The organism is Vibrio variabilis, from assembly GCF_003263785.1.
Classification (GTDB): Bacteria; Pseudomonadota; Gammaproteobacteria; order Enterobacterales; family Vibrionaceae; genus Vibrio; species Vibrio variabilis.
Genome location: NZ_JYJK01000084.1, coordinates 119329 through 143344, shown reverse-complemented (window position 1 = coordinate 143344; position 24016 = coordinate 119329). Strand labels below are relative to the sequence as shown.

Here is a 24016-nt window from a genome sequence, read left to right as displayed (position 1 = left end):
AGCTGAGCGTGGTAACAAGCACTCTGCATGTATCTACTCTGGTAACATCGAGAACGTTACTAAGTTCGGTCGTGCTATCAATACAACTATCTTCGCACACAACGGTCCAACACTATCTGGTGTAGGTTACAACGCTGAAGGTACTTCAACGTTCACAATCGCAGGTCCAACTGGTGAAGGTATCACAAACGCGTACTCGTTCACTCGTGCACGTCGTTTCGCAATCGCTCAAGGCGGTCTGCGTATTGTTTAATTGGTTAGATAACTGATTAACACGGAAAGCCGAAGCAAACGCTTCGGCTTTTTGATATTTCTATTCAACAACCCTTTCCTAGAACCTAGAACCTAGAACCTAGAACCTAGAGCCGCTCTTTCTCTACTCCCCTACAAACCGTGCCCCCAATCAGACTTCCCCAAACATCCCATTGAGCTCTATGCCTCTTATGGTTAACTAACCCAAAAACACCAAACGCAGAGCAAAACAATGAAAACAATCCTAATGACCGGGCTCACCGGCACTCTAGGTCCTAAAGTCGCAAAACAGTTTTCTCAACGTGGCTGGCATGTCGTGGAGTGGAATCATCACCAAGTTGCGCCTGAGAACGAACAGGACAGCAGGGCGTTTTGGCTAAGCCAAACAATTGATGCCGTGTGTCACATGGCGATGGGAAGTGAAGAGTGGGCGGCTTGGCTTGCCAAGCGCTGCGCAGAGCAAAAGATCCCTTATCTGTTCGTCAGCACCGCTATGGTGTTTGATGCCAAAGTGAATGGTCCTTACAGCATATTCAATGATCGCAATACCAAAGATGATTACGGCCTATATAAAGTGCGTTGTGAAGATGCCATTTGGCAAGTCAATCCCGCTGCAATGATTGCGCGCATTGGCTGGCAGATCCATGATGAAGCCGTTGGCAATAATATGCTTACCCATCTTGAAAGGCAGCATCATGAAGAGGGGGTCATTAGCGCGAGCCAAAGCTGGTATCCAGCTACCTCTCATATGGATGATACTGCGATTGGCTTTCTGCAATTAATCGAAAGAAACGAACCTGGTCTTTACCACCTTGATAGTAATGCCAGTGAACGCATGAATTTCTATGAGTTGGTGTGTTTGCTCAAAGAGCACTACAACAAAGACTGGAACGTTATGGCTAACGAGGACTATCGGCATGATCAGCGTTTGCAAGATGAGCGAGTTGCACTGCCGCCGTTGAGTGCGCGCTTTGGCTTGGGTAGGTGACATACTAACGTTAGCATGTCTCCACAATTTCAAAGCGATAACCCACGCCGTAAATAGACACTATCCAATCGTAGTCTGGATTCACCGAGAAGATCTTTTTTCTGAGGTTTTTGATATGGCTATCAATCGTTCTATCGGTGACGACACGTCCATCAGAGTAGATTTTGTCCATGAGCTGATCTCGATTGAATACGATACCCGGGTGGCGATGAAAGTGGGCAAGCAGTTTAAATTCAGCGGGTGTTAAGGGAAGTACAGTGCCCGTAATGGTGGCCTTCATTAATTGTTGATCTACGTTCAGTAGAGGAGTCTTGCCGGTATCTATCGCGTCTTGATTGGATTGAGAACGGCTCCGGCGCAGGACATTTTTGACGCGCGCGACGAGCTCTCTTGGACTGTAGGGTTTACAAATATAGTCATCAGCCCCCAATTCCAATCCAACCAAGCGATCGATTTCGTCGACTTTTGCTGTTGCCATCATGACGGGCAAGCCACTAAATGTTCTTAGCTCTCGATAAATATCAAGACCATCTCGATTAGGCAGCATTAAGTCGAGAATGATCAGATCCGGTTGATTTATCTTTACCCAATCAATCACCTCGTTTCCATCGCTGATTATGTGCGACTCAAAACCACTGTGATTGAGATAGTCTTGGATAACTTGAGCAAGCGACGGTTCGTCTTCCACAATAAGGATCATAAAACCTCTATTTCTAATGATGTTTTGGCAGGCGTACTACGATTTTAACGCCCCCTAAAGATGAGTGAGTGGCCTCAATCGTACCTTGGTGAGCTTCGATGATATTTTGGCAAATGGCCAAACCTAAACCCGAACCACCACTTGCGCGACTGCGAGAACTGTCCACGCGATAAAGGCGATCGAACAACTTTGGCAGAGCCTCATTGGGTACCCCAGGAGCGCTGTCTTCAATGATAGCAATCAGTTCATTGGCTGTTGACTCCAGCGTAATGCCGACATTGCCTTGCTCGTTGGTGTATCGAAAGCAGTTCTCGAACAGGTTTTGAAACACTTGTTGTATTAGTTTCGCGTCGGCGTATATCGTCGTATCCGGTGCTGATGAGTAGTCCGTGGTAACGCTTAAGCTTTTTGAGGCAAGCCTCAGTTCATAGCGTGTCAGTAAATCATCAATGATGTCTGCAAGTGCAATGTCGCTTCTCTGGTTGGTTCGAAACGCACTATCACTGGAAATCGACAAAGTATGTATGTCATCAATTAACCGAGTCAAAGTCGTCACTTGGGCATGCAATCCCTCTAGGTACTTTGGCTCCATAGGTCTAATGCCATCTTGTAGTGCTTCGATTTCGCCTCTGAGTACAGCGACAGGTGTTCTTAGTTCATGGGAAATATCTGAAAGCCATTGCTCTCGAATCTCCTTTTGTTTGGCTAAGGATGCAGCCAGTAGATTGAATGAGGCAATAAGGTCGGTCAGTTCATCATTGCCGATCTGTTCAATCCGGTGCTCAAGGTTGCCGTTGGCGATTTCGGTCGCGCCTCTGTGCAACGCCCCAAGGGGAGTCAACAAGTACTTCACCGTGATAAAATGCGATAACCAGGGTCAAAACAAAAGGCCGCGATAGCAGCGGTAAAAATGTTGGCCGTTTGAGAGTACATAAAGCTCTCGGCTAATTGGTTTGATACTTGGCGACTTTGTAATACCGCCAGCCAGCCGACAGTATCGCCTTGTTTTACTATCGGTACTCGGCTAAAGAATTGATCCTTGTTTAATTCGTCCTGATTGAGATTGCGCCTGAAAAGTGGTTCACCCCCTTTATCAAGCAGGTAGATGCGCATGCCCAAAGGTACGAATAGCACGTTGCTCGAACGATGACTGCCATATGCCGGGGAAATTCTGGCTCAACTCGTTGTGGGTTACCCGGTCGCGGTTTTGGAGGCGGCATTTCACCGATTTGTTGCATAAGTGACCCGAAGGCTCTTGGTGATTGCTGTAGTGGACGCCAACCGTCGGTATCTGAATAGAACGCTGCGACATTCTCCGCTAGGGTCTCTACTTTTTGTATCTCTTCTTGGTTTAAGTAGCTTTGTAATTCTACTTTGAAGCTGGAATTGATCATAAATGCCATGGAAAGCAAAAGTATCAAGCTCGAACTAAATAGCGAGATAAAGAGTTTTTGAAACAGAGTAATTCGCATAATGGTTATTGCACTAAGGGTAGTGGTTCAATTCTATAACCCAATTATGGAGAAAATGTGCAGAAAGCACAGTCTGTTTTGACGATGGCTTGAGTTTGGTGGTTATTTGATCGGATTCCCTATGGCTTTTCGTTACCCCATATGTGCATGGTGCACTTGTAGGGGTTTGAATTCGATCCGCGATGTATCTTAACTGCATTCTATAGCCAGTTTGTAAACAAAGGCTTAATGCATAATTGGCGTCAATGTTTTGTGAGTTACTGTTACGTCCTTTCCTTGGATAAGTAACACGTCGTGTCCCGCATGATAGCCCGATTGTGTGGGAGGCTAAGCTAAGCTTATGATCTTTCGTGGCACTTTTCTTTCTCCTCTCCAAAATATAAAACAGTCAAGTAAAATACTTGTAAAAACAAAGTATCTCGGTCAAATAAGTTGACGCTGACTGGCATAGTTTCGATGAATGTTTGGGTTAAATTAGCATCATCTTGAGGCGGGCAGCAGACCCAGCCAACAAGCTCAATAGAGCGCTAGAGGCGATGAAGAAGCCCAGCTCTTAAGCACCAAATCTCACGAGGTAATCACTATGTCTTTTGATATCAACAACGCTAAAGGTGTATTCGCGACAGTGGACGCTGCGATTGAAGCAACTCATAAAGCTCAAATCGAGTACTACGTAAACTGTACCAAAGAAGGTCGCGAAGCCATCATCACTGCGATCCGCGGTGCAGTATTAGCGCGTGCAGAAGACTTTGCAAAATTAGTTCGTGAAGAGACAAAACTCGGTCGTGTTGAAGATAAGATCGCTAAACACCAACTGACTGCAGCAAAAACGCCAGGTACTGAAATCCTAGAAACTCAGGTTTGGTCTGGTGACAACGGTATTTCTCTTGGTGAACGCGCACCTTACGGTGTGATTGGCGCAGTAACGCCAGTAACTAACCCAACAGAAACTATCGTTAACAACGCTATCTCAATGCTAGCAGGTGGTAACGCAGTAACATTCAACGTTCACCCATCTTCAAAAGTTGTATCAGCGATGATGATTGACCTGCTTAACGAAACAATCATCGCCGCAGGCGGCCCAGAAAACCTAGTGACTATGGTTCAAGAGCCAACGCTAGAAACGCTAAACGAAATCGCAAGCTCACCACTAGTCAACATGCTAGTAGGTACGGGTGGCCCAGGTCTAGTTAAGGCTATCCTGCAATCTGGTAAGAAAGGTGTAGGCGCAGGTGCAGGTAACCCACCAGTTATCGTTGACGCTTCTGCAAACCTAGATCTCGCAGCAGCTGGCGTATACGGCGGTGCTTCTTTCGATAACAACCTACTTTGTATCGGCGAAAAAGAAGTATTCGTTGAAGAAGCCGTTGCAGACGCGTTCCTAGACAAGCTTGAAGAAGTTGGGGCTTACGTTATGACCGCGGAAGAAGCTGAGAAGCTAACCGAAGAAATTCTAACGCTAGACGAGTTCGAAGGCGCGAAGCCTTGCACTGCACACGAAATCTCTCGTGTATGGCACCCAGTTAAGAAGCACGTAGGTCAAGATGCGGGTCAAATCCTAAAATCTATCGGTGTTAAGTCAGACACTCGCCTAGCAGTAATGCTGGTTGAGAACGATCACCCTCTAGTACACGTTGAGCAAATGATGCCAGTACTGCCAGTGGTTATCTGTAAAGACATCGACGAAGCGATTGACCGTGCAGTAGCGGCTGAGCGTGGTAACAAGCACTCTGCATGTATCTACTCTGGTAACATTGAGAACGTGACGAAGTTTGGTGGCCGCATCAACACCACTATCTTCGCACACAATGGTCCAACGCTATCAGGTGTTGGCTACAACGCAGAAGGTACGTCAACGTTCACTATCGCAGGTCCAACAGGCGAAGGTATCACTAACGCACTATCGTTCACACGTGCACGTCGCTTCGCGATTGCTCAAGGTGGCCTACGCATCGTTTAATCGACCGCAAGTAACCGAATATCTCATCACTCTTCCCAAGCGATGATATATCTAGCCGAGCGAAAGCTCGGCTTTTTTTGATCTTCACAGCGAGTAATCAGGCGATGAGTGATGGTGTGCTGTTAAAAAGGTCATTCCACCAATCCCGCATGACTCGATACGTGAGCAAAAAGAACAGGCTGAAAAGCGTAATGCTGCCGCCCTCTCGGGTGACGGTCGAAGTGTTTTCCGAGCGGCTCTCAATATCATTACTGGTGGCACCTTGTATTGGAACGAGCTTAACCGCAACAACGCTTTCAGCTTCTGTCCCGTTGCCACAAGTGGCGAAGTGATCCGTTGAATCATATCCTGAGGCACACTTGATGCTGTCGCCGAAATCACTCCAGCGTCGTTGATGTCTGAAGCAGTGACAATGCGATAGGCATTGTTTACGTCACTGTAGCTGCCCCCATTGGTGAGGTCATCCAACCACCAAGCTTGCGAGTTGAATATGGCCATGCGCGATTCATCGCTTCCAACACCGTTGTACGGGAAGATGTAGCCCCGACGGCGACGTTGCGGCCCATCAATTTCGGTATGGTTTTCAGCATCCACCTCGCCAACAATTTCGTTGTATTGATTGATTGCGTTCGCGTGTCCGCCTGCGCCGACAAAGAAAATTGACTGTGACATATCGCTGAAATAGGTCGCTGATGGTGTGGGTTGTCCGGCGTCAGCAATGAACATCCGATTTGCTGCCGCCCCCGCCTCTGGAACACTCCCCAATCGCTTGGTTTCACCAATAACAATCAGCTGTGAGTTAATATCTGTCGCGACGGAGTTGCTGTAGTAATAGCTGTCGTCGTACTCGAGTTTGGCATTGTCGATAAACACCGATGTCCACGCGTTTTCCTCAACAGAGAAACCATCGGTGGTGGCTGGTAAGTAAACGGCGGCCTGCATAATGATATTGTCGTCGGCGAGATCGGAGTTGAATCCGACCAAGACGGGCAGCCCCAGATATTCACTGTCGCTGCGCTCAACAATCGTTGCGCCTCGAATACTGGCTTGTGCTGCCGCATAGCTATAGTTGTCATAAGTGGTCGCCCATGAACTGGCCGGGAAGCGAGTTTCACCTTCGTCGCCCATTGACCAAACAAAGGCTTGTGTTGCAAAGCCGAAGTGCTGACAAGCACTTGAGAGAATAGGTCGGTCAACGCCAACACACTCGCTAAGGTCTAGTAAGTTGTAATACTTGGAGGTATCTGAGTAGTCGAACGTAGCGACCGAGGCACTGCCCACAATGTAGGTCTGACTGTCTGCGCCAGAAGCAGGGTAGGTAAAGCTATCAAATGCGATGGTTGAGCCCATTTCCTCAACCATCAACTGCTCCCCTTCGTCGTCTGCGAAGCTAAGCTCCGAGTTCGCAAGTGGTGCCAAGACGAGTGTTTGCTCGCCGTTAAATACCAACCCTCGACTCGCATAAGGCTGCGTGTAATACCCGTTATAGTCAAAATAGCCGCTGCTACTATTGGCAATGATGTGTCCATCAGAGTTGATAGTGCGCGCTTTAATATCGATGGTCTGATCGATTGCGAACAGTTCATCTTCATATCCGGTGGGGATAGCAGGGTTGAAGTCGAGTGGTGAGCTATTCTCCATAAAGGAGTGATAGAGTGGTGAATAGCTTGCGTTGTAATAGGCATCTTGCTGACTTTCAAGGCCGCCAATGCCAGTGCTAGCATCTCCGTACCATCGATTGCTCGCCCATGCTTCACATGTCGCGTAGCCTAACTCGCTGTCACAGTAAGAGTAGAGGTCATCATAGTCGAGATAGTAGAAGTGGTTATCGACACCAAACGCGACCTCTTGGTCTAGCGGTATTCCCTCCAAACCATTCATGCTATAGCCGAGCGCACTGTATTGACTGTCGGTACATGTATCTTCAAAACACCATTCGGACGAAGAGGGCGCGATGGCAATAGAGTAGTATTCGTTGGCCTCAGTGGCTGTTGAGGTGTTGACCTCTACCACGCGGTAGAGCGCTGCGGCGCTTGTGAATGAGTAGGTAAGCAGAGTGCAAACCAAAGGGAAGTAGACAACTTTGGACACGGGTAAACCTTATTTCCATATAACAAATGAATACACAGCTTTTAAGGCGCTATGCTTTTGACAACATGCTTTTGAAAACGAAAGAATTCGAGCGTCGAATCCCTAGTTTCGACGCTGTGGTGGCTCGGGTAACTCCGACTCCGACAACGCACCATCCCCATTGCTATCAAGTTTGTCGAACTCATCTAACAAACGGCCTTTGAGTTCATCTTCAGTGAGCACGCCATCGCCATTGGTGTCCATTTCTTCAAATGAAGGTGGCTTACGATGTTCGCCCTTTGCGTGAGCGGGGTGGTAGGAAAAGGCAAGCAGCAAAGCGCTGAGCGTTAGGATGGTTTTCTTCATCTTGATCTCTCTAATAAGCTAAAGTGAGGAATCATTGTGCGATGAGATCTAGCAGAGAAAGTGAAAACAATGTGGAGAAAATAAGGAGAGAGGGCAGAGAGAAAGCCCTTATTGTCTTCATATTGTCTGCACATTTGCAGCGCATAGTAAAACCATAAAAAGACGTTCGAAGATAACAAGCTCTACCTTGAGGAAGCGCTATGAATCCACCAATCAGATCAAAATCATCGCAAAACGGTAAACCATCAAGATTCACTGTGTCGAAACTCGCTTTGCTGATGGTACTCACAGGACTGAGTGCACCTTCTTTTGCTCAATCAGCCTATAGCTACACCATTGTCGATACCAATCAAACACAATGTTCTGGTGCTTCTTCAACGATGGGCTCTTGTGTCGGAGAAACAGGCCTTGGACAAGACGCTCAATATCAAGGTGCCATGCCAAGCTATACCGATAATGGTGATGGCACGGTAACCGATAACAATACAGGGTTAGTTTGGGCGCAAACAACGGACCTAAATGGTGATGGAAAAATTACCGCCGACGATAAAGTCACCTACGATGAAGGCGCTGCGTATGCTTCTAGGCTTGCATTGGGAGGACATAACGATTGGCGTGTTCCAACCATTAAAGAGTTGTATTCTTTGATGCTGTTTGATGGCGAGGATCCAAGCGGCATCAATGGTGCCGGTACGTACTCAATTATGCCCTTTATCGACCACTCTGTGTTTGGCTTTGAGTCTGGTGATAGGGACGCCGGCGAGCGCTTGATTGACTCTCAGTATGTGAGCTCGACCAAATACGTATCAACGACCATGAATGGCGATGAAACGATATTTGGCGTGAACTTCATTGATGGCAGAATCAAGGGCTACGGTGCGACGTCTCCAAGAGGCGGTGAAAAAACGTTTTATCTCCTAACGGTCAGAGGGGACACGAGTTACGGCATTAACAATCTGGTTGATAACAGCGACAAAACGGTTACAGATAAAGCGACGGGTCTCACTTGGCAGCAGGGTGATAGCCAACAAGGGATGGATTGGTTTGCAGGAATACAATACTGTGAAAATCTAGAACTTGCCGGAAGAAGTGATTGGCGACTGCCAAATATCAAAGAGCTACACTCGATAGTGGACTACTCTCGCTCCCCAGATACAACCAATAGTGCCGCTATTGACCCGGTATTCGAAGCCAGCTCTATGATCAACGAGGGGGAGAGCTTGATTATCCAAATTATTGGAGTAACACCACCCACATTAATTTAAAGAATACGAACAATGCTGCTTATATCGCCTTTGGACGTTCGCTCGGCTACATGAACGGCAAATGGATTGATGTGCACGGTGCAGGCGCTCAGCGTAGCGACCCTAAACAATATACCGGTGTCGATTATCCCGAGGGACATGGGCCTCAAGGTGATGCGGTTCGCTATGAAACTACGTTCGCTGTGTAACCGACCAAGACACCCAGTACGTGGAAAATCCAACCAAAGTAGAACGTGAAACCAAGCAGTATACTCTCACAGGTAGTGCCATGAGCGGCGGTGAGCAAAAAAAGGCTGGCAAACGGAGCCGCGATCCAATGACAGATATGGACAGCAACGGCGATGGAAAACTCTCAAGGTCTGAAGTACGAGGGCCGCTGAAAAATGACTTTTCCCGCATCGACCGAAACAACGATGGTTTTATTACGGAGGATGAGTTACCAAAGCGTCCTGTGAGAAAATAAGACTTAATAAAGCAGAGCTTTGAACCGAAGCTCTGCTTTTTTAATTAGAAACGCTTAGCCTTGCCCTGAAACTGCTTAATGCTCTTCTTCTTGTTAGTTCTGCGATTGGCTTGCTTATCACGCGGGGCGCGCTTACTTTCACCTGTTGAGGGTTTGTCAGTCACAGGAAATCCGTCGAGTTCCTGAAGTGCAAGCTCACGTTGCGTGACTTTTCGAATCGCTGCCAGATACTCAGCCTCACCATGACACACCAACGAGACCGCGATACCAGTTTGTCCTGCTCTTGCAGTGCGGCCGATACGGTGCACATAGGTCTCGGCATTAGATGGCAGTTCGAAGTTTATAACTACAGGCAACTGCTCGACATGGATGCCGCGTGCCAATAAGTCTGTCGCGATCAGTACGTTGACCTTTTGCTGCTTGAATTGCTCAAGAGTGGTTTCTCGCTCTGCCTGATCTTTGTTGCCATGCAAAGCCGCAGCATGCAGCCCAGCTCTGTTTAGCTTCTTACACAGTGCATCAGCGTTATCTTTGGCACCAATAAACACCAAAACCTGTTGCCAGTTATGACGCGTGATTTGATCAATCAGTGCTTTGGTTTTACTGCCTTTATTGACCAGATAGAGCGTCTCTTTTATCGCTGGTGCTTTATTTTCCGTTTCCTTAATCTTGATTACAGCTGGGGAGCTGAGTAGCTCTTTGGCGTTGTTTTCAAGTTGCTCTGGAAAAGTAGCAGAAAACATGAGTGTTTGACGCTTCACCGGCAGCATCTCGATAATGCGTTGAACATCCGTCCAAAACCCCATTTCTAACAGGCGATCAGCTTCATCAAGAACAAGCTTATTAATGTTTCTCGCCATCAGTGGGTTTTCAGAGAGCAGTTCAAGCAGGCGGCCTGGCGTTGCGATAATAACATTCGGCTGTTTGGTAAGGGCGGCTTTTTGCTGTTCTTTATCCACCCCTCCACAAATGCTGATTGATGTCAGCTCCGTATGCTGAGTTACTAGAGAGAGCGTGTCATTAACTTGTGAGGCAAGCTCGCGAGTAGGCACCAGTATGAGCGCCTGTGATGGTGTCTCGAGAAGCTGCTCTAACAGCGGTAAGCCGTACGCCAGTGTTTTGCCGCTTCCTGTTTTAGCGATGGCCAATATGTCTCGCTGATTCAAAATCGCTGGAATCGCGAGTGTTTGAATTTCCGTTGCTGAGCGAAAGGTATCAGGTAGCGCAGCGACAAGTTTTTGGCTGAGAGAGAATTGAGAAAACGGCATAGTGTTGGTCTTAATTTTGGTTGTTCTGATTGGGAGGCGGCGAGCACTTTACCACAGATAGTAATGAGTTTATCTCTACAACGTGCTTGGCTCTTTAATAACTTAGCCGCGAACCCTACAAAAAAGGCTAAAAGCACCTGCTTTTAGCCTTCTTAAATCAATCGCCTAACGATGTCGAAGCCCTGCGACGATCCGTTGCGCCATGAAGCAGTCCATCTTTAACTTCAATAGCATTCAGGCCGCTGACCACAGGGATAACGTGAACCTTGTAGCCCATTTCCGCAAAGCTAGGCACCATAGATTCGGCAAAGGTGCGCTTCTCTACCAAAAGACCTGTTGGGTTGTATGGCTTAGTACGGTCAATTTTGGTGCCGTATTGGATGTTTGGCAGATCAATCGCATCTTGCGCGGATAGGTTCCAATCAACAATACCGACAATGGTTTTTAGCACATAACCTGGAATTTGCGAGCTACCTGGGCTGCCAACAACGAGACGCAGATTATCATCTTTATCGAACACCATCAGCGGCGTAATGGCAGAGCGAGGACGTTTGCCTGCTTCAATGGCGTTCTGTACCGGTTTACCGTTTAGGCTTGGAATCGACGAGAAGTTAGCCATCTGAGCATTGAGCAGAACGCCGTCCACCATCACACCAGAACCCATACCGGTGCCGACGGTACTGGTCATAGCAATGGCATTACCCTCGCTATCGACAATAGAAATGTGTCCCGTATCTTGGCTTTCAAAGCCTTCGTGTGCTGCCGGTGTCGCTACCTCGGGTAATCCTGGTTTGATGTTCTTGCTATCACCTGCACCTTCCTCTGGGATCATGTCAAAGCGATCATCTAGGTAGTCTTTATCGAGCAATGCTTCAACGGGCGTATCGACATAGCTTGGGTCGCCAGCGTAGGCAATGCGGTCTTCTTTGGCAAGGCGCATCGCTTCAACCATCAGTCGCCAAGGTTCTGCTGTGGTGATGGGCATAGAAGCGATATCGTATTTTTCTAGCATGTTGAGAGATTGGGAAACCAATACACCACCAGAAGCAGGATAGCCGAATGAAACAATGTCGTTGCCACGGTAGCTAGATTTAACGATGTCGCGCGTCTTCACGCGATAGTTAGTAAAGTCAGTGAGAGAGAGTTTCGCTTGGTCTTTTTCGAGGCGAGCGTTGACCGTTTCGACAATGTGCTTACCAAGTGCTCCTTGGTATAGATAATCAGAACCTTGCTTGGCAATGGCTTTGAGTGTTTCCGCCATCTTGGGATTGGTCATGTTAGTGCCCGTTGGGCGGATGGTATCACCTTCCCAATAGAGCGCTTTTATTTCTGGGTCGTGGATAAGTCTGGTTTGTTCACGCACGACGATGTCATAGGTGTAGCTGTTCATCGAGTAGCCGTTTTCAGCATAATCGATGGCTGGCTGTACAAGCTGTTTCCAATCCAGTTTGCCGTGCTTATCGTGAGTGTGCTGAAGAAGCTTGAGCGTACCTGGAATCGCTACGGAGCGCGGACCCAAAATGTCGTCGCGGCTAATCGCTTTGCCATCTTTATCTAAAAACATGTCTGGCGTCGCACTGGAAGGCGCTTCATCACGGCCATCGTAAGCGGTAAAGGATTTGGCTTTGTTGTCGTAGTAGAGAGCAAAGGTGCCGCCGCCAATACCCGTCATATCAGGCTCTACGACTGACATCACTAACTGCATAGCGACCATCGCATCGACCGCGTTCCCGCCTTGTTTGAGAATGGAGTAGCCCGTGCTGGTCACATAGGGGTTAGTGGCACTGACCATAAAGGACTTGCCAGTGTCGTTGGGTGCAGTAGGGAACGGGTCAGGCTGCGCCGTTACCGAGCATGAAACAAGCGTAGCGATCAACGCGATACGAAATGACATAAAAGCCTCTAAACGGTGTGTCATTGATACAAATAAGGGTAGGTGCTATCAGTAACATATCCACTTGATGCTTGTTTAACCGTTAAGTCATGGCTTTGTTATCACTTGGTTAGAGCCTGATAAAGCAGGCTCTAGTGATAGTTGGGCGTTATAAGTAAGTATCGTAGAAGAAATAACAGGTAATGGCGATAGAGCTTAGGGTGACAAAGCGTCGCACATAGATTTGTGGTAGCTGTCTTGAAAGGTTTGCCGCGACGTATCCGCCAGTCAGTGTTCCAAGCATGACTGCGATGCCTGAAGACCAATCGATAAGACCATTGAAAACAAACAGTACGATGGCAATCGCTGACGCGCAGGTCGAAATAAGAAGTTTCAAGCCGTTCATCAAGTTGATGTCTTTGTAGCCAGCAACCGCGAGGTAGCTCAAACCAATCACCCCAAGGCCTGCGTTGAAAAAGCCACCAAAAACACCCACAAGGAACAAAAACAGCGCTAATCCAAACGCGACTAACCCACCTAGGTTACGATGCTACTCGCCGTTTGCAGCCGAGCATTAATGCTATCGCCAAAAATGAACAGTAGTGTGGCGAAAAGCAATAGCCAAGGTATCGCGCTGACAAACTGTTGCTCCGACACAATGATGAGTAGGTAGCTGCCACTAATGCCTCCGGCGATACTGAGTAGTACGACTTTAAGTAAATTGCCGCGGTCTTTAAGCACTTCTCGGCGAAACGCATAGGTGCCACTCAAATATCCCGCACACGCGGCGAACGTGTTAGTCGCATTAGCGACAATGGGTGGGATGCCAACAAACAGCAGCGTTGGAAAGGTAATAAAGCTGCCACCACCTGCCACAGAATTAAGTACGCCGCCGAAGACACCAGCAATAAACAGTAAAACAATCTGTGATAGGTCAAGCAGCATAATCGGTAAAATCAATGAGATGGGGAGTGCTTGCCAACATAGCTCAAACCTAACTCATTCTCAAAATCATCATTCCGAAGCGTGATCTCTGAGTCATCATACATCGATGCCTTTCGGCGGGCATTTGAGGCTAAATCGCCGATATTCTCTCGCTTGGGCTTGCTCTTGGCGGGCTTTCTTGGGATCATGCCAACAATTGTGAGAACAAACTAGGATTGCATTCGATGTCGAAACTAAGCCTTCAAGAGCAGATGCTAAAAGCAGGTCTGGTCAACGAGAAGAAACTGAAAAAAGCCAAGAAAGGTTCGAAAAAATCACGTGTTCAAGCGCGTGAAGCAAAAGCGGCCGTTGAAGAGAACAAGGCGGCACAAAAAGAGCGCGATCAAGCACTGAACAAGCAGCGTGATGAAGAAAGACTGAGCAAAGAAATCAAAGCTCAAGTGAAGCAACTGATCACGCTTAACACCATCGAACATGGCAACGGTGACATTAAGTACAACTTCACCGACGGTACTTTGGTCAAGTCGATTTATGTTACTCAAGAAGTACGTGACCAGCTAAGTAAAGGCCAACTGTCTATTGCACGTTTAGAAGAGGGCTATGCAGTGATCCCAACGATCGTTGCGAAGAAGATCGCCGAGCGTGACCAAGAGACCATTATCGAAAACGACGTGAAAGAAGACGTTGTTGAAGAAGATGACCCGTATGCACAATATGTGGTGCCAGACGATCTGATGTGGTAATGATGTTTCAGTATCAAACAAAAACAGCGAGGATTTCCTCGCTGTTTTTGTTTTTATTCTTTGCCTTCTTTACTTGCCCAAACATAAAGCAGTTCAAGCGCAATCGTCGCACCGGCTAGTGCCGTTAGATCGCTTTGATCGTATGGAGGAGATACTTCGACCACATCCATACCGACTACATTGATGCCAGCTAGGCCGCGGATGATTTTCAAGACTTTGTCTGAATTCAAACCGCCACAAACCGGCGTACCTGTGCCTGGAGCAAACGCTGGGTCTAAACAGTCTATATCGAAGGTGATATACACGGGCTTATCACCAATAATGCTGCGGATCTGAGCCACAATTTCTTCTGCGCTTTGATCGTTCGCTTGCATGGCGTTGATCACGTTAAAGCCGTGGTCGTCGTAGTTGTACTCAGTACGAATACCAATTTGCACAGAATGCTTGGCAGAAATCAAACCTTCTTTTGGCGCATGGTAGAACATGGTGCCGTGGTCGTAGTTACTGCCGTTTGCGTACGTGTCTGTGTGAGCATCGAAGTGAATCAATGCCATTTCGCCATGATGTTTAGCGTAAGCGCGCAAAATAGGCAGAGTGATGAAGTGATCACCGCCCAACGCAAGCATGGTTTTACCGCTCTTTAGAATTTCGCTAGTCGCGGCTTCCAAACGGTAGGTGAAGTCTTCAGCATCACCGGTATCGAACACCAAGTCACCAGAGTCGATCACTTTGGTCTTGTCGAATACGTTGAAATCCCATGGGAATTTCTTACCTTCCCAAGCTAGGTTAACCGAAGCGCGGCGAATCGCGTCTGGCCCCATACGAGCGCCAGGGCGACCGGAAGTCGCCATGTCTAGAGGTACACCAAAAACCACCACATCTGCATCTGCAGAAACTGGGTTTTTCACGTAAGGTCGACGCAAAAAGGTCATTGCGTTCGAATACAGTGAATAATCAGTTTTAGTAAACAAATCATTCATTTAAAAATCCTCTAAATAGGTGTAGCCAGTTAAGCCGCACTCTAGTTCTTCTAAAATAAGCGCTTGTTCGTCAGCCTCAATGTGGCGTTCGACCAGCTCTTTGTAGTTTTGTTTAATCGCGTCTACGTCGATGTGAACGTAGCGCATCATGTCTTCAACAGTGTCACCCACGTCGATGGCAGTAAACTCAAACTCGCCTTCGTCAGTCACGTTAACAACGGCACTGTGTGTGTCGCCGAACAGGTTGTGCATGTCACCAAGGATCTCTTGGTACGCGCCAACAAGGAAAAAGCCCATTAGGTAGGGTTCATCTTTGTTCCATGCTGGTACTGGCAAGGTAGACTCAATGCCTTGGCCATCCACATATTGCTTAACGGTGCCATCAGAGTCACACGTAATATCCAGCATGATCGCACGTGTTTGCTCTTCTCCACCGAGTCCAGACAGTGGTAAAACTGGGAATACCTGTTCAATCCCCCACGCGTCTGGCATCGACTGGAATAGAGAGAAGTTCACAAAGAACTTGTCCGCTAATCGTTCGTTAAGCTCATCAAGAATCGGTCTGTGGAAGCGATTCTTGTTGTCCATTTGACGATGTAGTTCACCGTAAATACTTAGGCTGAGCTGCTCTACCCAAGCGCGTTGATGCAAGTCAACCACACCAGATGCAAACAAGGTGTGGGCTTCTGCTAGATCGCTTTGTGTATCGTTGTAAATCTCGATGACAGCGCGAGCGTCAGTGCCGCCTTTTAGGCTCTGCCAGTTTTGCCACATATTCTGAAGCAGAGGGTGAGCCTCTTCTGCTGGAGCGTCAACAGACTGAACATTATAGCTTTCAGTGCCAATTACATTGGTGATCAATACCGCGTGATGCGCAGTTAGCGAGCGACCAGACTCAGAAATAATCACCGGTGCGGTTTCTTCATAGAGCGCACACACATCGCCAACTGTACTCACGATGTTACGAGCGTACTCAGCGAGTCCGTAGTTCATAGAACTGCTCGACTGACTGCGTGTACCGTCATAATCGACGGCTAGACCACCGCCGACATCAAAATAGGCGATAGGCACAGACATCTTGCGCAGTTCACAGTAGAAGCGAGCCGCCTCGTTTACCCCATTTCGCACATCGCGAATGTTGGCCATCTGTGAGCCCAAATGGAAATGCACAAGTTGCAGCATGTCCAACTGGTCTTGCGTTTTTAGGCGCTCGACAACTTGCAGTACTTGAGAGGCAGACAAACCGAATTTGGATTTGTCACCACCACTTGATTGCCATTTTCCCGCACCTTGAGAGGCAAGGCGAATACGTAGACCCACGCGTGGTTTGACGTTAAGCGCTGCCGCTTCTTTTAATACGATATCAAGTTCAGAGAGCTTCTCGAGAACGATGAAAACCTTGTGACCCAACTTTTCGCCAATCAGTGCTAAACGCACATATTCGCGGTCTTTATAGCCATTGCAAACAATCACAGAGCTGGCACGTTGTGCCATCGCAAGGACAGCCATTAGCTCTGGTTTACTTCCAGCTTCTAGACCAAGCTGCTTGGTTTCCGCTTCTGCTTGGCTCTCTAGGATTTGCTCAACCACATCTTTTTGTTGGTTTACTTTGATTGGGTAGACCAACAAATATTGGTTCTGGTAACCGTAATCTTGAATAGCTTGGTTGAAAGCATCACAGATACCATGAACGCGTTGATGAATGATTTGTGGAAAGCGTACCAATGCCGGTAGCGTCAGCCCTTTATCTTCCAGAGCTTTAGCAATTTTGGTGAGTGGTACTTGGTGCTGGCCATTTTTATGAGGAGAAACAATGACATCCCCTTCGTCATTGATTCCGAAGAAATTCTGGCTCCAGTATTGGACGTTGTAGTCCGCGCGCACGCGGTCAAGCTTTGAAGTCGTTGTCACAGCATGTCTCACTTATCATGTGTTCAGGCTGTCGCTCATCTCTATACTTGATTAGGGTATACGATTCGAATTGTTGCTCGATTTGATGATTGAGAAGAAGCATTTACCTGAAAAATCAAACCCCGTGATGATCTTCCATGATGCTCACGAACAGGATCTTGAGTACTTTTTGTTGTGGAGCGCGTACTCAAGATTCGTGCGCATTAACGGACAAATCACCCCTCATGTCTAACAAAAGATATTTGTCATTACGATTACGGTTGGTTGTAGCCAAGTTTTTTCAGTTTTCGATAGATGGTGTTGCGACTGATACCCAGTAATCGCGACGTCTGACTGACGTTACCTTTGGTTTTATTAAAGGTCGCGATCAGTGTTTGATCCAGTGTCGAGCGCAAGTTTTGTTTGTTGGTGTCGCCTGTCGTTTTTAACGCAAACCATTTTTGATGGAGGCTAGTGGGGATAGAGGCGGGTGTGATGATCTCTTCATCACACAGTGCTGCAAGCAAACGACATGCGGAAACAATCTCGCGAATGTTTCCAGGCCATTGATAATGGATCATGGCATCCAAAAGAGAAGGTGAAAGGGTTTGCTTTGGTGCTTCGTGGTGAAAAAGTTGGCAAATAAGTGCCTCTAGATCGTCACGCTCTCTTGCTGGCGGCAAGGTAATGGTTAACCCTTCAAGTCGATACCAGAGATCTTCACGAAACTCTCCCCTGGCGACCTGCTGCTGTAAGTTAGCATGTGTAGCGGCAATCACGTAAACATCAACAGGGTAGGTTTTTGGAGAGCCAACGGGAGAGACCACCTTATCTTGCAGAACATGCAACAGACGAGATTGCGCAGACAGTGGCAAATCGCCAATCTCATCGAGGAACAGTATGCCGCCATTAGCTTGGCGGAACTTACCTTCAAAGCCTTTGTTATTGGCTCCAGTGAAAGCACCTGGGGCATAGCCAAATAGCTCCGACTCAATCAAATCTTTAGGAAGCGCACCACAATTGATAGAGATAAGGGGCTTGTTTGCTAAGTCACTTTGCTGATGCAGCGCTTTGACCAGTTCATTTTTCCCGCAGCCAGTTTCACCGCCAATGACTAAGCTAATTCGCTTGTCCATGACTTTGGCCGCTTGTGTCCATAACTGCTCGATAGTGCTGTCTCCGAAGTGAAGCGGGCAGGGGCGCAGTTTGTTCTTAGGGCTCACTGTGCTGCTTAATGGAATCTTTGCTTTGCCGCGCACCGCTTCAACCTGATAGTAAAACTGCGCGGTTTTACTGATTTGGTTCATGGTCAACTTTCCGATGACACTATCGATGGCATCTCCGGGTTGGATTTGGTTGGCAAGAACGCTGGATGCGATGGCGTTTTGTGCCAGCACCTGACCATTTTTATCGGTGACGACAATGCCTTGCCAGCCGCTATCTAGTACTGAGCGATCATGACCGATACGAATGCGCAGAGCGGCGTCAGGAATGTGATTGAGAAGCTCACTCTCGACTTTCTGCACCATAGATTGAATGAGTACCTGAGTCGCATCGTTATGAGTTTGATACTCGCTAGTGACATCAAGCACGGCAAGCAACGTGCCATCGGGGGCAAAAATGGGGCTGGCAGTACAACTGATGAATTGGTGGTAACGAATGAAATGCTCACCACCAATGACTGAAATGGGGCGCTTTTCGATTAATGCAGTACCGATAGCATTTGTTCCCTTCAGCTTCTCATCCCAAACCACACCTTGGTCTAGAGCGATCTCGGTGAGTTTTTCACGAAAGCGTTTTTGGCCCCACGTTTTGATGATGGCGCCGTGAGTATCAGCAAGGATCAGGCGACTGTCGGTACGGGAGAATATTTGACAAAACAGCGGATAGGCATGTTGCTCAACGACCTGAATAAGGGACTGGTGCTGCTCGGTGCGTGACTTGATCTCTGCGCCATCGATGCGTCGGTCATCAGGTTGTTTTCGACTACTTAAACCCGCCTGTACGCTGCGTCGCCAAGAGTCTTTTAACCAAGTTTTGTTGTTTTGTATCTGCGTAACTAACATAACGTTCCCGAATGTGAGTGTTCCAGTTTCTCTGCCGATAAGACTGACTGTCTTCTTACGATGGTACTTTACTGTTCAGCGACCAATAGCGACTGTGCCAACTTGTAACAGCGGGGTGTCACACACTGTGGCATCTTGTAACAGTGAGGGTTTGATGACCCAAATGAATGTCACCCAAAGACAGTACAATAAAAATATATTAATCATAAATTTACATAATTATAACATTTAAAGCATTTAGCTTGGCGTAAATGTTGCCTTTATCACTGTACGTTTTTGCAACAACTCGTCTCTTGTTGTGAAACTGCTGCCAACAGTCTGAAAAATAGAAAAAAGGAATAAACATGATTTACGCTCAACCAGGAACAGAAAACGCCGTCGTCAGCTACAAAAGCCGCTATGAAAACTACATCGGAGGTGAGTGGGTAGCGCCGGTAAATGGTCAGTATTTCGATAATGTATCGCCAGTGAATGGCAAACCGTTTTGCCAAGTACCTCGTTCAGATGAAGCAGATATCAATCTAGCGTTGGATGCGGCACACGCTGCAAGAGAAGCTTGGGGTAAAACCAGTGTTGAACAGCGTGCCAATATCATGCTTAAAATTGCTGATGCTATAGAGCAGAACCTTGAAGCACTTGCTGTCGCTGAAACCTGGGAGAATGGCAAACCCGTTCGTGAAACCCTTGCAGCGGATCTTCCTTTAGCGGTAGATCATTTCCGTTATTTTGCTGGCTGTATCCGAGCGCAAGAAGGTACGGCCGCTGACATTGATGCCACAACAGCGAGTTATCACTTCCCAGAGCCCGTGGGTGTTGTTGGGCAAATCATCCCTTGGAACTTCCCTATGCTGATGGCCGCATGGAAGTTAGCACCAGCGTTGGCGGCGGGTTGCTGTGTGGTTCTTAAGCCTGCGGAACAAACGCCAGCGTCTATTTTGATGCTGATGGAGAAAATTGGTCACTTGCTACCACCAGGTGTGGTGAACATTGTTAACGGTTACGGTGCTGAAGCGGGTCAGGCTTTGGCGACGAGTGATCGTATCAATAAATTAGCCTTCACTGGTTCTACCGAAATCGGTCACCATATCTTGAAATGTGCAGCAGAGAGTTTGATTCCATCGACAGTTGAGCTGGGTGGTAAATCGCCAAATGTGTACTTTGAAGATATTTTTGATCAAGACGACGATTACTTGGATAAGTGTATTGAAGGTGCCTTGCTTGCGTTCTTTAACCAAGGTGAGGTATGTACCTGTCCATCTCGCGTGTTAGTGCAAGAGTCCATTTACGATAAGTTCATTGCTAAGCTTGAAGAGCGTTCTCGCGGCATCAAACAAGGCAACCCACTTGATGTCACCACGCAAGTCGGTGCTCAAGCGTCACAAGAGCAGTTTGATAAGATCATGAGCTATCTTGAGATCGGTCGCCAAGAGGGGGCGAAAGTGATCATTGGTGGTGACATGAGTAAGCAAGAGGGCGATTTGGAGCAAGGTTATTACATTCAGCCAACCATGCTTGCCGGTAACAACAAAATGCGTGTGTTCCAAGAAGAGATCTTTGGCCCAGTGATTGCGATTACCACATTCAAAGATGAGGCAGAAGCGTTAGCGATTGCCAATGATACAGATTACGGCTTGGGTGCTGGAGTTTGGACGCGAAACGGCAACTTGGCGTATCGTATGGGTAGAGAAATTCAAGCAGGCCGAGTGTGGGTGAACTGCTATCACGCCTATCCTGCCCATGCTGCGTTTGGTGGCTATAAGAAATCAGGCATCGGTCGTGAAACGCATAAGTTAGCACTGGGTCACTACCAAAACACCAAGAACCTGCTAGTCAGCTATTCAACCAGCCCACTAGGTTTCTTCTAACTTGGTTTGAACCTAAATATTGAACCAGTCGGAACCGAAGTCCTAAGGGCTTCGGTTTCTCTTGAATACAGCACTTGTGTATTGATGTTGATATTCACAGTCTAAATGTCAGCTATATATCTACCTCAGTTTTTTAAATAGCTAAAAGCGCGCATCATAGTGATACTTTCTGTCACTCGCCATGTTTCAGAAAATTAGCTTTCTTCCCTCAAATTGCCATAGAGAACCATGACATGCGACACGTCTGTTTACCATGGAAGACGTCACGCCACGGACTGCTCACCCTTGCTTTACTCTCTTCATCGACCGTTGCACCTTTTACGTATGCCAATGAATCTCAAAGAGAGATCGTCAATTTCAATGTTCAAGCAACAAAGTATCAAGATGAAGTCATTGGTGTTTTCGGCATAGACGTGGCAGCGACGGATAGCTTCACTTTGAGTGCGGAGGTTGATACTGACCGTTATCTGCAATTTGGCGCGAGTTACGATTGGTTGACGGGCAACCACTATTTTAACGTTTATGGTCAATATGGGTTTGACGACAGCATCGACATCTACGATGTCGGTTTTATGTACGGTTACTCAGTAGCACCATCGTTATTCGTATATTGGGATACCTATTATCAATGGCGAGACACCACTAAAGCCCTAGAACTCCCTGAGCCTATTGATCATGGCAACCACCGCCAGGAATGGAAAAATACCTTAGGGGCAAGCTACAGCGTTCACCCTTTGCTGGATATTGGTGTTAATTACAATGTGGATGTATTGACGTCACAGCATGGGTTTGAGAACAGTGCGCGCAGTAGTTACGACATCTCAGCGACAGCAAATTTGCCCTATGTCCAACCGTATGTGAAATACACCAAGGGTCAATATCGAGTGCGTCCAGGTAGACCGATTGAAGACAGCAGCAATGTAGAGTTGGGGTTTTATCTCGATTTTTGACGAGTGTGGATGGTGCGTGATGTTAGACAGACAGAAAAGAAAAAGGCCTCGATTTCTCGAGGCCTTTTAGCATTCTTACGAAGCTATGTTAACAAGCTTAAATAAGTAATTAAGCTGGGATAACGTTAACAGCTTGTGGACCTTTTTGGCCTTGCTCAACACCAAAAGAAACCGCTTGGCCTTCTTTTAGAGTTTTGAAACCTTCGCCAGCGATAGCGCGGAAGTGAACGAATACGTCAGGACCGTTCTCTTGAGCGATGAAGCCGTAGCCTTTTTCTTCGTTAAACCATTTTACAGTGCCAGTATTTGTGTTAGACATGTTATGTCCCTTACTTTTCAGATTAAAGTTTTTGCCTTTCGGCGGTCTCGCTTTGTGGTTCTGTTTATTTAATCAAGCTGTAAATGGATAAAACGAATGACAAATACTCACAGGGGGAACATCTGACAATACTTCTCGCACTCTTTTTACTCTTACTTTAAATAACTCTGAACACCAGAGCAGGGGCAGTGTACCACACCTATGGACGGTTTAAATGAATTTCTTGTTAAATCGTAAAAAAAGAGCAAGCGATTTCGTCGCTTACTCTTCTTTTTTGAGGCAGGCCTCGCAGGCGAAGCCGATTAACGTCGGAATGTGACGCTTTCTTCAGTGCCTAGGTGAATGGAGGTTTCTGCCGGTTTGGTGTGGGCAATCACTTCACCTTTGCGGATAGAGTAGCCCACAGGAACTTGACGGCGAACAGCATCGAAGCCATTTTCTGCAGGTAGCAGAAGCAGGCTGCCGGGCTTTCCAGCTTGAATTCCATAGTTGCGGTGAATGTTTAGTGCCTTGGCTGAATTGTGGCTGATCATATCCAACGATTGGTTGATTTGGTCGTAACCCATTACTTGGCAAACATGCAGTCCCATATGCAGAACTTGCAGCATATTCGCTGTGCCGAGCGGGTACCAAGGGTCAAACACATCGTCATGGCCAAAACAAACATTGATGTTTGCTGCCAGCATTTCTTTGACGCGAGTGACACCGCGACGTTTCGGATAGTCATCGAAGCGGCCTTGAAGGTGAATGTTCACCAATGGGTTTGCCACAAAGCTAATGCCCGACATTTTTAGCAATCTAAATAGTCGTGACGCGTAAGCACCATTGTATGAACCCATTGCCGTTGTGTGGCTTGCAGTTACGCGATCGCCCATGTCGAACTTGTGTGCCAAGGCTGCAAGTGTTTCGACAAAGCGCGATTGTTCGTCATCGATCTCGTCACAGTGAACATCAATCAAGCAGTCGTATTTACGCGCCAATTCAAACACGTAGTGCAGAGATTCCACACCGTATTCACGAGTGAACTCGAAGTGTGGGATAGCGCCAATGACATCTGCCCCCAGTTTCACGGCTTCTTCAAGTAGTTCTTTGCCATTGGGGTAAGACAAAATGCCTTCTTGCGGGAATGCCACGATTTGGATGTCTACCCATTGCTTCATCTCTTCGCGCACTTCAACCATAGCTTTAAGTGCAGTGAGCGTTGGGTCAGAGACATCAACGTGGGTACGCACGTGTTGAACGCCGTTAGCAATTTGCCATTTCAAGGTTTGCTTAGCTCGGCTTTTCACATCCTCAATAGACAGCATAGCTTTGCGCTCAGCCCAGCGCTCAATGCCTTCAAACAGCGTACCAGAAATGTTCCAGCTCGGTTCTCCCGCTGTTTGCGTTGTGTCGAGGTGGATGTGTGGCTCACAAAATGGCGCAGTTGCCATATGGCCTGTGGCGTCAATCACACGGTCAGCAGTGAACGAGGTGGTTCCTGCTGTTTCAATCGCTTTGAACACACCTTCTTCAATAAGAATGTCGAACTGGCCTTGTTGACCATTGATGGCTGCGTTCTGAATAAGCAAAGATGACATG

General features: G+C 47.4%; 20 protein-coding genes and 2 pseudogenes. 9 read left to right on the top strand and 13 right to left on the bottom strand.

What is annotated here, in order from left to right; translation table 11 throughout:
- Both TZ48_RS14720 and TZ48_RS14715 read left to right on the top strand, forming a co-directional pair.
- Nucleotides 1-253 (top strand): annotated as a pseudogene (locus TZ48_RS14720) (aldehyde dehydrogenase EutE); the annotation flags it as partial.
- 231 nt (nt 254-484) lie between these two features.
- Nucleotides 485-1240: a sugar nucleotide-binding protein gene (locus TZ48_RS14715; RefSeq protein WP_112479704.1), complete on the top strand. Its 756-nt coding sequence runs from the start codon at nt 485-487 to the stop codon at nt 1238-1240.
- Nucleotides 1241-1250: 10 nt separating this feature from the next.
- Here the strand turns inward: TZ48_RS14715 and TZ48_RS14710 are convergent, their stop codons facing one another.
- From TZ48_RS14710 to TZ48_RS14700, 3 genes are read right to left on the bottom strand one after another with little or no spacing between them, the layout of a single operon-like run.
- Entirely contained in the window at nt 1251-1940 is a 690-nt protein-coding gene (locus tag TZ48_RS14710) for a response regulator (RefSeq protein WP_112479703.1), read from the bottom strand.
- Nucleotides 1941-1953: 13 nt separating this feature from the next.
- A complete protein-coding gene (locus tag TZ48_RS14705; RefSeq protein WP_162674599.1) occupies nt 1954-2784 on the bottom strand; it encodes an ATP-binding protein in 831 nt (276 codons plus the stop codon).
- Nucleotides 2785-2789: 5 nt separating this feature from the next.
- Entirely contained in the window at nt 2790-3053 is a 264-nt protein-coding gene (locus tag TZ48_RS14700; RefSeq protein ID WP_162674598.1) for a hypothetical protein, read from the bottom strand.
- Nucleotides 3054-3995: 942 nt separating this feature from the next.
- On the opposite strand from TZ48_RS14700, the gene TZ48_RS14695 reads away from it, so the two are divergent.
- Nucleotides 3996-5372, top strand: a complete 1377-nt coding sequence (locus TZ48_RS14695; protein WP_112479700.1) for an aldehyde dehydrogenase — start codon at nt 3996-3998, stop codon at nt 5370-5372.
- An 84-nt stretch (nt 5373-5456) separates the two neighbouring features.
- On the opposite strand, the gene TZ48_RS14690 is transcribed toward TZ48_RS14695, so the two are convergent.
- Together TZ48_RS14690 and TZ48_RS14685 are read right to left on the bottom strand one after the other, a co-directional pair.
- Entirely contained in the window at nt 5457-7463 is a 2007-nt protein-coding gene (locus TZ48_RS14690; RefSeq protein ID WP_112479699.1) for a DUF3466 family protein, read from the bottom strand.
- A 102-nt stretch (nt 7464-7565) separates the two neighbouring features.
- Complete coding sequence (locus TZ48_RS14685; RefSeq protein ID WP_112479698.1) at nt 7566-7808, bottom strand: EF-hand domain-containing protein; 243 nt, start codon at nt 7806-7808, stop codon at nt 7566-7568.
- A 200-nt stretch (nt 7809-8008) separates the two neighbouring features.
- On the opposite strand from TZ48_RS14685, the gene TZ48_RS14680 reads away from it, so the two are divergent.
- Genes TZ48_RS14680 through TZ48_RS25225 form a run of 3 tightly spaced genes read left to right on the top strand, consistent with a single transcriptional unit; the run spans nt 8009 to nt 9536 of the window.
- Nucleotides 8009-9073, top strand: a complete 1065-nt coding sequence (locus tag TZ48_RS14680) for an Lcl C-terminal domain-containing protein (protein WP_239670890.1) — start codon at nt 8009-8011, stop codon at nt 9071-9073.
- A gap of 50 nt (nt 9074-9123) precedes the next feature.
- A complete protein-coding gene (locus tag TZ48_RS25230; RefSeq protein ID WP_239670889.1) occupies nt 9124-9261 on the top strand; it encodes a hypothetical protein in 138 nt (45 codons plus the stop codon).
- Nucleotides 9262-9281: 20 nt separating this feature from the next.
- Nucleotides 9282-9536: an EF-hand domain-containing protein gene (locus TZ48_RS25225; protein WP_239670888.1), complete on the top strand. Its 255-nt coding sequence runs from the start codon at nt 9282-9284 to the stop codon at nt 9534-9536.
- Between the two features lie 44 nt (nt 9537-9580).
- On the opposite strand, the gene TZ48_RS14675 is transcribed toward TZ48_RS25225, so the two are convergent.
- The 3 genes and pseudogenes from TZ48_RS14675 to TZ48_RS14665 form a co-directional block, all read right to left on the bottom strand.
- Nucleotides 9581-10804: a DEAD/DEAH box helicase gene (locus TZ48_RS14675; RefSeq protein WP_112479697.1), complete on the bottom strand. Its 1224-nt coding sequence runs from the start codon at nt 10802-10804 to the stop codon at nt 9581-9583.
- 157 nt (nt 10805-10961) lie between these two features.
- Nucleotides 10962-12698: a gamma-glutamyltransferase gene (gene ggt, locus TZ48_RS14670; protein ID WP_112479696.1), complete on the bottom strand. Its 1737-nt coding sequence runs from the start codon at nt 12696-12698 to the stop codon at nt 10962-10964.
- Between the two features lie 148 nt (nt 12699-12846).
- Nucleotides 12847-13622: pseudogene (locus tag TZ48_RS14665) on the bottom strand (sulfite exporter TauE/SafE family protein).
- A 224-nt stretch (nt 13623-13846) separates the two neighbouring features.
- On the opposite strand from TZ48_RS14665, the gene TZ48_RS14660 reads away from it, so the two are divergent.
- Complete coding sequence (locus TZ48_RS14660; protein ID WP_112479695.1) at nt 13847-14365, top strand: DUF2058 domain-containing protein; 519 nt, start codon at nt 13847-13849, stop codon at nt 14363-14365.
- A 53-nt stretch (nt 14366-14418) separates the two neighbouring features.
- Here the strand turns inward: TZ48_RS14660 and speB are convergent, their stop codons facing one another.
- The 3 genes from speB to TZ48_RS14645 form a co-directional block, all read right to left on the bottom strand.
- Nucleotides 14419-15345, bottom strand: coding sequence for an agmatinase (speB, locus tag TZ48_RS14655; RefSeq protein WP_112479694.1), 927 nt, complete (start codon nt 15343-15345; stop codon nt 14419-14421).
- Nucleotides 15346-17256, bottom strand: a complete 1911-nt coding sequence (gene speA, locus TZ48_RS14650) for an arginine decarboxylase (RefSeq protein WP_112479693.1) — start codon at nt 17254-17256, stop codon at nt 15346-15348.
- A 254-nt stretch (nt 17257-17510) separates the two neighbouring features.
- Nucleotides 17511-19301, bottom strand: coding sequence for a sigma-54-dependent Fis family transcriptional regulator (locus tag TZ48_RS14645; protein ID WP_112479692.1), 1791 nt, complete (start codon nt 19299-19301; stop codon nt 17511-17513).
- 344 nt (nt 19302-19645) lie between these two features.
- Between TZ48_RS14645 and exaC the strand changes: the two genes are divergently transcribed.
- A complete protein-coding gene (exaC, locus tag TZ48_RS14640; protein WP_112479691.1) occupies nt 19646-21166 on the top strand; it encodes an acetaldehyde dehydrogenase ExaC in 1521 nt (506 codons plus the stop codon).
- A gap of 233 nt (nt 21167-21399) precedes the next feature.
- Complete coding sequence (locus tag TZ48_RS14635; RefSeq protein ID WP_112479690.1) at nt 21400-22116, top strand: hypothetical protein; 717 nt, start codon at nt 21400-21402, stop codon at nt 22114-22116.
- A gap of 109 nt (nt 22117-22225) precedes the next feature.
- Here the strand turns inward: TZ48_RS14635 and TZ48_RS14630 are convergent, their stop codons facing one another.
- Nucleotides 22226-22435, bottom strand: coding sequence for a cold-shock protein (locus tag TZ48_RS14630; RefSeq protein WP_112479689.1), 210 nt, complete (start codon nt 22433-22435; stop codon nt 22226-22228).
- Nucleotides 22436-22737: 302 nt separating this feature from the next.
- Nucleotides 22738-24015, bottom strand: a complete 1278-nt coding sequence (locus TZ48_RS14625; RefSeq protein WP_112479688.1) for a cytosine deaminase — start codon at nt 24013-24015, stop codon at nt 22738-22740.
- Nucleotide 24016: the final 1 nt, after the last annotated feature.

What these genes read in the sequence shown, in the direction of transcription:
- TZ48_RS14715 (WP_112479704.1), top strand. Translation starts at nt 485, where the DNA reads ATGAAAACAATCCTAATGACCGGGCTCACCGGCACTCTAGGTCCTAAA.
- TZ48_RS14710 (WP_112479703.1), bottom strand. Translation starts at nt 1,940, where the DNA reads ATGATCCTTATTGTGGAAGACGAACCGTCGCTTGCTCAAGTTATCCAA.
- TZ48_RS14700 (WP_162674598.1), bottom strand. Translation starts at nt 3,053, where the DNA reads ATGCGCATCTACCTGCTTGATAAAGGGGGTGAACCACTTTTCAGGCGC.
- TZ48_RS14695 (WP_112479700.1), top strand. Translation starts at nt 3,996, where the DNA reads ATGTCTTTTGATATCAACAACGCTAAAGGTGTATTCGCGACAGTGGAC.
- TZ48_RS14685 (WP_112479698.1), bottom strand. Translation starts at nt 7,808, where the DNA reads ATGAAGAAAACCATCCTAACGCTCAGCGCTTTGCTGCTTGCCTTTTCC.
- TZ48_RS14680 (WP_239670890.1), top strand. Translation starts at nt 8,009, where the DNA reads ATGAATCCACCAATCAGATCAAAATCATCGCAAAACGGTAAACCATCA.
- TZ48_RS25230 (WP_239670889.1), top strand. Translation starts at nt 9,124, where the DNA reads ATGAACGGCAAATGGATTGATGTGCACGGTGCAGGCGCTCAGCGTAGC.
- TZ48_RS14675 (WP_112479697.1), bottom strand. Translation starts at nt 10,804, where the DNA reads ATGCCGTTTTCTCAATTCTCTCTCAGCCAAAAACTTGTCGCTGCGCTA.
- ggt (WP_112479696.1), bottom strand. Translation starts at nt 12,698, where the DNA reads ATGTCATTTCGTATCGCGTTGATCGCTACGCTTGTTTCATGCTCGGTA.
- TZ48_RS14660 (WP_112479695.1), top strand. Translation starts at nt 13,847, where the DNA reads ATGTCGAAACTAAGCCTTCAAGAGCAGATGCTAAAAGCAGGTCTGGTC.
- speB (WP_112479694.1), bottom strand. Translation starts at nt 15,345, where the DNA reads ATGAATGATTTGTTTACTAAAACTGATTATTCACTGTATTCGAACGCA.
- TZ48_RS14645 (WP_112479692.1), bottom strand. Translation starts at nt 19,301, where the DNA reads ATGTTAGTTACGCAGATACAAAACAACAAAACTTGGTTAAAAGACTCT.
- exaC (WP_112479691.1), top strand. Translation starts at nt 19,646, where the DNA reads ATGATTTACGCTCAACCAGGAACAGAAAACGCCGTCGTCAGCTACAAA.
- TZ48_RS14635 (WP_112479690.1), top strand. Translation starts at nt 21,400, where the DNA reads ATGCGACACGTCTGTTTACCATGGAAGACGTCACGCCACGGACTGCTC.
- TZ48_RS14630 (WP_112479689.1), bottom strand. Translation starts at nt 22,435, where the DNA reads ATGTCTAACACAAATACTGGCACTGTAAAATGGTTTAACGAAGAAAAA.
- TZ48_RS14625 (WP_112479688.1), bottom strand. Translation starts at nt 24,015, where the DNA reads ATGTCATCTTTGCTTATTCAGAACGCAGCCATCAATGGTCAACAAGGC.